The 8,272-nt window shown below is 40.0% G+C and carries 9 protein-coding genes; 8 read left to right on the forward strand and 1 reads right to left on the reverse strand.

The genetic code is table 11. The annotated features are described in order from the left end of the window. Positions 1–133: 133 nt before the first annotated feature. Entirely contained in the window at positions 134–1,150 is a 1,017-nt protein-coding gene (locus tag JXR81_11620) for a 6-bladed beta-propeller (protein ID MBN2755491.1), read from the reverse strand. A 190-nt stretch (positions 1,151–1,340) separates the two neighbouring features. Here JXR81_11620 and JXR81_11625 point away from each other — a divergent pair, with 190 nt between their 5' ends. The 8 genes from JXR81_11625 to JXR81_11660 form a co-directional block, all read left to right on the forward strand. Further along, on the forward strand, positions 1,341–1,682 hold the full coding sequence (locus JXR81_11625; protein ID MBN2755492.1) for a hypothetical protein: 342 nt from the start codon (positions 1,341–1,343) through the stop codon (positions 1,680–1,682). Between the two features lie 47 nt (positions 1,683–1,729). Then, positions 1,730–2,506 carry a DUF1287 domain-containing protein gene (locus tag JXR81_11630; protein ID MBN2755493.1) on the forward strand — a complete coding sequence of 259 codons (777 nt, stop codon included), beginning with the start codon at positions 1,730–1,732 and terminating at the stop codon, positions 2,504–2,506. Between the two features lie 86 nt (positions 2,507–2,592). Further along, positions 2,593–2,979 carry a hypothetical protein gene (locus JXR81_11635; GenBank protein ID MBN2755494.1) on the forward strand — a complete coding sequence of 129 codons (387 nt, stop codon included), beginning with the start codon at positions 2,593–2,595 and terminating at the stop codon, positions 2,977–2,979. Between the two features lie 282 nt (positions 2,980–3,261). Next, on the forward strand, positions 3,262–5,088 hold the full coding sequence (locus tag JXR81_11640) for a PD40 domain-containing protein (protein ID MBN2755495.1): 1,827 nt from the start codon (positions 3,262–3,264) through the stop codon (positions 5,086–5,088). A gap of 55 nt (positions 5,089–5,143) precedes the next feature. Then, the gene (locus tag JXR81_11645; protein ID MBN2755496.1) at positions 5,144–6,118 is read left to right on the forward strand and encodes an alpha/beta hydrolase; all 975 of its coding nucleotides are present in this window, start codon (positions 5,144–5,146) and stop codon (positions 6,116–6,118) included. Between the two features lie 130 nt (positions 6,119–6,248). Then, entirely contained in the window at positions 6,249–6,767 is a 519-nt protein-coding gene (locus JXR81_11650) for a hypothetical protein (protein MBN2755497.1), read from the forward strand. 191 nt (positions 6,768–6,958) lie between these two features. After that, entirely contained in the window at positions 6,959–7,468 is a 510-nt protein-coding gene (locus JXR81_11655) for a periplasmic heavy metal sensor (GenBank protein ID MBN2755498.1), read from the forward strand. A 156-nt stretch (positions 7,469–7,624) separates the two neighbouring features. Further along, a partial coding sequence (locus tag JXR81_11660; GenBank protein MBN2755499.1) for a hypothetical protein occupies positions 7,625–8,272 on the forward strand: 648 nt, incomplete at its 3' end.

The raw sequence follows: 8,272 nt of genomic DNA on the forward strand, positions 1-8,272 counted from the left end.
CCGCCATAAAAACAAAAAGCCCTTGGAGAAATCCAAGGGCTTTTTGTTTTTATACGGTGTTGAGGCTCGAAGAGAAATTCCGCGTTGCGTTAATGATAGTGAAGTCTTTTATGACTAATAATATAATTAACATTTATTGACAGGTATACTTTTCAAAACGGCTGGCATATCCGGACGCGTAAACGGTGCCGTTATTATCAACAGTAATGCCCCAGGCATTTATTGTTGTTGACCAGCCGTTTATATAATTGCCGTTTTCGTCATATTTTTTTATCATAAAATTTGAACTGTCACATACGTATACATCGCCGTAAGAGTCAATCGTGATACCGAACGGAGAACATGTGGGAGGCCAATCAAAGGGGAAGATGCCGTCCGGAGCCGTAAAACCACCCCATTGGGTCAGATAATTTCCGTTAAGATCAAATTTCTGAACTCTGTTATTTCCGGTATCGGAAACATATACAAAAGTTCCGGATTTGTTTACTGCAATCATTGACGGGCGTATAAATTCTCCGTCGCCGCTTCCGTATGCGCCCCATTCAAGTATAATATTTCCGTATTGGTCAAATTTTTGAATTATGCTTGTTTCTTTAGCGACTATATAGACGTTTCCTGATACGTCAACGGCTATGCCGTGATTATATCCGCCATCCAACGGCCATTGAAGAATGTAATTAAATGATGGATCAAATTTCTGTACCCTTCCGTTATATGAATCCAGTACATATATATAACCATTGCCGTCTATTGCTATGCCAAAGGGGCTGTCAAACTGGCCGTCACCTGTGCCGGGATCGCTGCATTCTGCGCCGCCTGATCCCCAGGCCGCAAGCTGAGTCCCGTTAGAATTGTATTTAACTATCCGGTTATTCCCAATATCTGTTGTATATATGTCCCCGGAGCTGTCTATAGCCATTCCGCATGGTGTTAAAAATATCCCGGGATCGTTAACGCTTGTGCAGCGTCCGCCCGTGCCCCAAAAGGCGGTTCTGGAATAATTGCATGTTTCCGGGCTTTTAGGGGTGGGTGTAGGGGTGTTTACAGCATCGGTAACAGCCATAGGGGATACGTGGCTGTTGCAGCCGGAAAAAGAAATTACAGTGATAAACAAAAAGAGAACTGCTGATAATAAGATGTTTTTTTTCATAAAAACCCTCCGTTATTTTATTTGTCATATCATTTGACAGAATCCTGCAGTTTTAAGTTCCAAAAATATTCATTTAATAACAGTGGTTTATTAAGGAATATTTTTGGTATATCATCCCGGACTTTTGCCCTTGTTTTTAGTCGTTGAGGTGATAAAATGTTTTAATAATTAGATGAATGAAAGGGGAGAAATGAGAAGGATAATTATTATCCTGGCGATTGCTGTAAATACAGGAATGATTCTTTTATATAACTGTTATTCCCTTGTTTTAAACCGAACTAATCATTATGGATTTAATACTTTTGAAGTGATAATGCCATTTATGGCGGGAATTCTTGTTTCTATAATTTTATTGATTATACGATACGTGAAAAAGATGAAGTATAAATTCATTCTGGAAGTCGTGTTAATAGGAATATCTTTAATGGGTGTGGCGAATGTGATACTTTTTGAAAAATTAAATATAATGATGCCATATGACAAGTGGGTTGGAAAAGGAATGATAGAAAAATTTGATTCAAAGACCCCTTAATTATCTTGTGTGAATATGTTTGATACTTCTTTATTAAAGGAGACGGAATGGGAAAAGACGATATAAAGAATGCTATATCATACGGCGCTAAAGCTATTACGGCATGGGCTAAAAAAAATAAAAAACGCATAATTGTTTTAGCCCTGATTTTGTTCGCGGTTATGGCTGTTAAAAATTATGTGTTTAAAGATTCAATAGACAACATGCTGGCATATCGATATGAAGATATTGATGGCGACGGGATACGAAATATGGATGATTCTGATGTTGACGGTGACGGGATTGCCAATATGCAGGATGCAGACGCTGATGGTGACGGAATAGCGAATCTTGAGGATGCGTTAAAAGCCGCGGATGGTTTAGTGGGCATACCGTATGATTTTCATATGGGCAAGTTTTTTAATATAGGATGGAGGACAGGGAAAATTGTATGTATAGACGTGATAAACCTGTCGCTTGAAAAAGCCGGATTATATATGGAAAAGGAAATGAGGGAATTTTATAAAATGAATCCCGGTGCGTTTTCTAACAGAAACGGGGATAAACCGAAAAACTCATTTTTTGCAAGAAGGGTCAAGAACCTAAGGGAATTCTCCGAAGCAAGCGGCTGGGTCCTTCCGGAAAAGTCGCTGATAATGCCGGGAGATATAGTTATATTCGGCAAATACCACACTGCGATTGTGTGCGAGGTAAAAGAAGATAGCTACTGCGCAATAGAAACCGAACAAAGGCTTATAACAACTAAAAAGGTAAAAAGCGAAGAAATGTTAGCAAGGCACAGTAATCCCATATATGTACGTCTGCCGTTTTTTACGATAAAATAAAGTATGGTGTAACGGTGAGGTTTGAATTTATAAAGCCTGACAATGGGCGGAAAACTCAATCTTTATAATGAATTAAAGGTGGAATAATGAGAGACAATAGCGAAGGGATGCCCGAAATAATCAAAACATATACAGAAAATGGTAATCATTTTGTTGTTGTAGGAAAAACAATAGATGGCATAAACAAGTCATTTGCTTTCTGGATATCCGAAAAGGCATTTGTATTAATAAATAAAGTGCTGAGTTTTTATCCTTTTGATAAGTTGCTTAAGGATAGATATAAATATTTTTTTGCCGGATGTATTAGAAAGGATTCTAAAAAAAACACTCAGTATACTGATTTTCGAATTGAACAAGGAAAAAATGGGAAACAATTTGAATTTGAAGTGGAATTACAGTTTCTTAAAAATATTATTTGGTTTAGTGAATTAAAGGATTTTGAACAGGTAAAACATTTAAAAGAAATTTTCTAATAAATTTCATTATATTTTTAAAAGTATTGAGGCTTGAAGAAATATTTCGCGCTGTTTTAAGGTGGAGAAGCGGAATGACGTCAGTGAAAATTTAGCGGGTTTGGTCAGTCCTGTCTAAAAAGAAAATGTCGGTTTTTTCTTTAACATCGATTTTTACCCATCCTCGTAAACAAAACCGCCTTTAAAAACGTCAAAATTCTCCTATAGCCGCGTGAATTGACTTTTTGCGGCTTCGCGGATAAAATGAATCAATTATTAACGTTTTTATTACAGGAGGGAGTTTTGAAAAAAATACTTATTACAGTTTTTATGTCCGCCTTTTTTTCTTTGCCTTCGTTTGGCGCCGAAGCGCTTGGTTATATTGCTTTTGTCTCTGCCCGTGACGGCGGCGAGCAGATATATTTGATGCAGGAAGACGCGTCGCTGCAGACAAGGATTACCAATAAACCGGGGTACGCTTTCTGCGAGCCTAAGATATCGCCTGACGGCTCTGAAATACTTGCGGTGGGATATAAGCAGGCCGGTGAAGGCAGGGCGGGTAACGCTGACATTTATATTATGGATATAGACGGCGCAAATCTGCGCAAGATAACCGACGGTGCTTCTGACAATACTTGTCCCATATGGATGCTGGACGGGAAACAGCTGATTTATGCTTCAAAAAAGGGTGATAAGTGGTCGCTTTATACAATGGACACAAAGGGTGAAAATAAAAAGAAAATATCCGGTGACGGTTATAATGACCTTAATCCGTCTCTCTCCCCTGACGGTAAAGTGATAGTGTTTCAAAGCGATAAAGAAGAAAAAAACATTAAACAATATTCCGAAGAAGATTATTCAGAAGAAGAATGGGATGAATACTCCGTACCTGACGGTAAAAGAGTTGAATTTGTAAACGGCGGGACTTATAAGATTTATGTCATGGATATTGACGGCAAAAATAGAAAAAGGCTTACCAACTACGGGGAGAACCACACAAAGCCGTTTTGGAGCCCGGACGGAAAAAAACTTTACTATTTTGACTGGTATGAACAAAAAGCCCATGTATTTAAGATGGATATTGACGGAAATAATAAAGAACAGACCGCATTATATATGGAAGACGGCCGCGACGGTTCTGCGGCGTGGGTTATAGGCGGCAGAATACCAATTTTCTCCGTACCGCAAAAAGACGCACGTTGGCGGCTGCTTCACGGGTTAAAAGATGACTTTGAACCTGTTAAACCGGTTTTTTATTCCGAATCGGACAATTATGACCCGTGCGCGCTGCCTGCCACTGCGCAGAATAAAAACTTATTTATACAGAAGACGGCGGAAAAATATGAAACAAACGGAATTATAACTTTTACTTCAAGGCGCGACGGCGGGGTCAACGTGTACATAATGTGCCCGGACGGAAGCCTGCAGAGAAAATTAACGGATACCAACGGAGGGATAGGTTCTGTTATTTCGCCGGATAGAAAAAAGATTTATTACGTGGATTATGGTGCCGGCACAGAGGAAAAGATAAACCAGATATTTGTGATGAATATTGACGGAACGGAAAAAAAGCAGCTTACATCCGGGACAATGTTCAAAAATCACATTGACTGCTCGCCTGACGGGAAAAAGATTATTTTTATCGGTGCTGAATCCACAAAAAGAAATGATATTTACGTAATGAATTCCGACGGCAGCCAGATTAAACAGTTAACGGATGACGAATATCACGAATCAGACCCTAAGTGGTCGCCTGACGGAAAACGTATAGTGTTTTCAAGGCATAAAGATAAAAGAAACAGGGTGTTTGTAATGGATTCTGACGGAAAAAATCAGAAACAGGTTACAAAAACAGGCGATAATGATGATACGCCGTGCTGGTCCCCTGACGGGAAGCTGATTCTGTTTGAAAAAGAAGGAAAACTTATGACGGTAAAACCTGACGGCAAAGGTTTAAAAGAGATAGAGTGCGAAGTAAAGGCCGAAGAGCCGTTCTGGTCGCCTGACGGCAAGAAAATTGTATTTAAAAAATACGGCAGCGAATATATATGCGTGATTGACGCTGACGGAAAAAACTACGCTGATATAATAAACAGCGATACTGTTTCTTTTTCGCCGTACTGGCGGTAAAATGTTTGGCGTGAAGATGAATTAGATTCGTTTGTTAAAAACGGAGGCCTATGATATGGCGGAAGTAAAAGTGAAAAAGAAAATAAAAGTATTAAAAATTCTGGGTGTGATTGCGGCTGTAATTGTGCTTGTTAACCTGGCAGGATTTGCGGTAAACAGTCTATTTTTTTCAGGTGAACTTGATAAAATAGCGCCTTACGGAAAAATGACGGATGTTAACGGCGGCAAAATGCACGTTTATTCCATGGGAAATGGCGGCAAGACTATTGTGCTTCTGCCCGGATTTGGGGTTCCGCTGCCAAGCGCGGATTTTGGCCCCCTTATGAGAAAACTTTCGGCAAAATACACGGCAGTATGTGTGGAATATTTTGGAACAGGATTCAGCGGGCAGACAGATACCGCGCGGACAAATGAAAATTACGTGAACGAGATAAGAACAGCGCTTAAAATGAACGGTTTTAAACCGCCTTACATACTTATGCCTCATTCCGCATCTGGGGTCTACAGTGAATATTATGCGGCAAAATATCCGAGGGAAGTATCCGCAATAATAATGCTGGATACAACTTCAACCGGGGAAAAAGTATCAGGAAACCCGCCAAAGTTTATATTTACAATTGCAAAAATGCAGCAGGCAACAGGGCTTACCAGGCTTACATACGGGCTTATTCCCGCGTTTCACAAAAAAGAAAACGGCTATACTGAAAAAGAAATCAGCGATTACAGAACATTTGTTTTTCATACGCTTAACGATACTCTTATTAACCAGTCTTTAAGTATGGCGGACAATATCAACGAGGTTAACGCTTCTGTTTTTCCCGCAGAGGTTCCCGTGCTTAAGATATTATCGTCTGATACATATAAAAAAATCGGAACTGAATACCAGGACAAACATATAAAAAGGCTGGGCAAAGCAGCTGAGTTAAAGGTGCTGGAAGGCACGCACTTTATTTATCAGACTGCTGCCGGCAGTATATTAAATGCCGCGGATGAGTTTATCGTTAAATCCGAAAAAAGACATTTAAAATGATTGAATTTTTTTAATATCAGAAATATATGAAAACTATAAAAAAATCAACTGTTGCATTTTTGGAAAATGTTTTTTCTATGGTATAATAGTTATACATAAAGGGGAATTAATATAAAAATTAGGAGGATTCATGAAAAAGAATTTGTTTATTGTTTTTGTTCTGGCTTTTGTTTTTATGATTGCGGGCTGTTCTACAACTCAGAAGAATGCTGACGGGACCACTGTTGATTCAACGCCTGCGGCGGCTCAGGAAGAAAGGGCTGCGGAAGCAGCGGCGGCAACAGAGCAGGAAGTTGATAACACAGCTGCGGAGCTTGCTGAAGCTGCAAGCGCGAAAGCAACTGAAACAGCTTTAGCGGCTGAAGTGGCTGCGACAAAGACAGCCGCGGCGGTTAAGAAAGCCTCACAGGCGGTAAGCAGTAAGGCGAAATCAGCGGCAAAAAAAGCGGCGGACAAGCTGGCATCAGCGCAGGCAACGGCAGAAGCCGTGGCGGCACAGGCAAAAGCGGATGCGGATGCAGCAGCGAAGGCAGCGGCAGACGCCAAGACAAAAGGCGGCTTCCCGTGGTGGATTATTATCCTGATTATCATTATTGTTATAATAATAATTATCGTTGTTTCAACCAGGAAGAAAAACATAGCAGGATAGAATAAAACTTTTACTATAAGTATAAAAAAGGCCCCCGGATTTTCGGGGGCCTTTTTTATTTGTTAAAGCAACTTCTATAAGTTGGGCGTGATTGAAAATGTTTATACTTTTCTTTTCCTGCCGGTAATGAAACTAAAACCGGGAGTGGTGCGTCTAATGTTTGAGATTAAAAAAACTTTTTGGAGGTAAATATGAAAAAGACTTTTGTAACAGGGTTGGCTGTAGTTCTGTTGTTTGCTTTCGCCGCGGCTGCATCAGGGCAAAATAAAGACTGCGGCAGAATGGGAAAAGGGATGGAAATGGGAGGAAAGATGGGCATGGGTATGGGTATGGATGGCGCAATGCGGCCCAAAATGCTGCTTTCAAAGGCTTCAGAACTTAACCTTTCAACCGCCCAGATGGAAGCGCTAAAAAAAATTGCCGATAAAAAACCTGTAAGGGGCGCTAAAAGAGAGGAAATGGCAAAGGTACATGAAACAATAAAGGCGGAACTTGAAAAAGAAAAGCCGGATATGGCTAAGGTAGATTCAATGATAGACGAAATGGCAAAAAAACACGCTGAAACAATGAAACAGAACGCCCGTGATTCCGCGGAAATTAACGCGCTGCTTACAAAAGAGCAGAAAGAAATATTAAAGAAAATAAGAGAAGAGAAAAAGGATAATTTTAAAGAAAAAAGAATGAATAAGAAAAACAAATAAACCTTATTAGTTTTTATAAGCCGCTTCCGGCAATGTCAGCCGTAAGCGGCTTTTTTTATTTGCCGGCCCTGCCTTTTGATTTTTTTTAGTTATTGCGCTTTAATTTTTTGCTGATATAATCAGTAATAATATAAGTCTAATTATAGGAGGGTATACATGAAAAAGTTTTTTATCGCGCTGGTTGTGGCTGTTGCAACGGCTTTTCCTGTTATGGCGGAAGGCAATTTTTTAAGCAATGATTCGGGATGGTATAAATTCAATTTAACCGCAGAAGCAGGCTTTATATCTGTTTTATCCCACACCATCCAGTTTGGACAGTCGGGTACGCAGTTTGATTACAAGGAAGATGGCAATCAGGATGTGCTTTTTCCATTCAACAGATATACAGCGGAATTAAGGTTATGGGATAATCACAGCGTAACTTTTCTCTATCAGCCGCTGGACGTGGTAACTGACGCGGTGGCAAAAAAAGACATTTATTTCCATGACGTAATATTTACTGAAGGCACGCCCATGGTTGTAAGATACGGGTTTTCTTTTTACAGGGCAAGTTATACGTGGTATTTTCTTAAAGATAAAGGCAATGAACTTGGCGCCGGCCTTTCAATGCAGGTGCGCAACGCCTCTATCAGTTTTAAGTCTGCTGACGGTACAACGTCAATAATAAATGAAAATGTGGGTCCGGTGCCTATTTTAAGAATTGCCGGCAAGTATAATTTTGACAACGGCGTCTGGGTGGGAATGGAAACTGACGCTTTTTACGCTTCAAGTGAGTTCTTTAATGGTTCAAAGTACCCGTTTGAA

The organism is Candidatus Goldiibacteriota bacterium (genome assembly GCA_016937715.1).
Classification (GTDB): domain Bacteria; phylum Oederibacteriota; class PGYV01; order PGYV01; family PGYV01; genus PGYV01.

Excerpts from the sequence above, each read along its gene's own strand:
- JXR81_11620 (MBN2755491.1), bottom strand. The coding sequence starts at position 1,150 with ATGAAAAAAAACATCTTATTATCAGCAGTTCTCTTTTTGTTTATCACT.
- JXR81_11625 (MBN2755492.1), top strand. The coding sequence starts at position 1,341 with ATGAGAAGGATAATTATTATCCTGGCGATTGCTGTAAATACAGGAATG.
- JXR81_11630 (MBN2755493.1), top strand. The coding sequence starts at position 1,730 with ATGGGAAAAGACGATATAAAGAATGCTATATCATACGGCGCTAAAGCT.
- JXR81_11635 (MBN2755494.1), top strand. The coding sequence starts at position 2,593 with ATGAGAGACAATAGCGAAGGGATGCCCGAAATAATCAAAACATATACA.
- JXR81_11645 (MBN2755496.1), top strand. The coding sequence starts at position 5,144 with ATGGCGGAAGTAAAAGTGAAAAAGAAAATAAAAGTATTAAAAATTCTG.
- JXR81_11650 (MBN2755497.1), top strand. The coding sequence starts at position 6,249 with ATGAAAAAGAATTTGTTTATTGTTTTTGTTCTGGCTTTTGTTTTTATG.
- JXR81_11655 (MBN2755498.1), top strand. The coding sequence starts at position 6,959 with ATGAAAAAGACTTTTGTAACAGGGTTGGCTGTAGTTCTGTTGTTTGCT.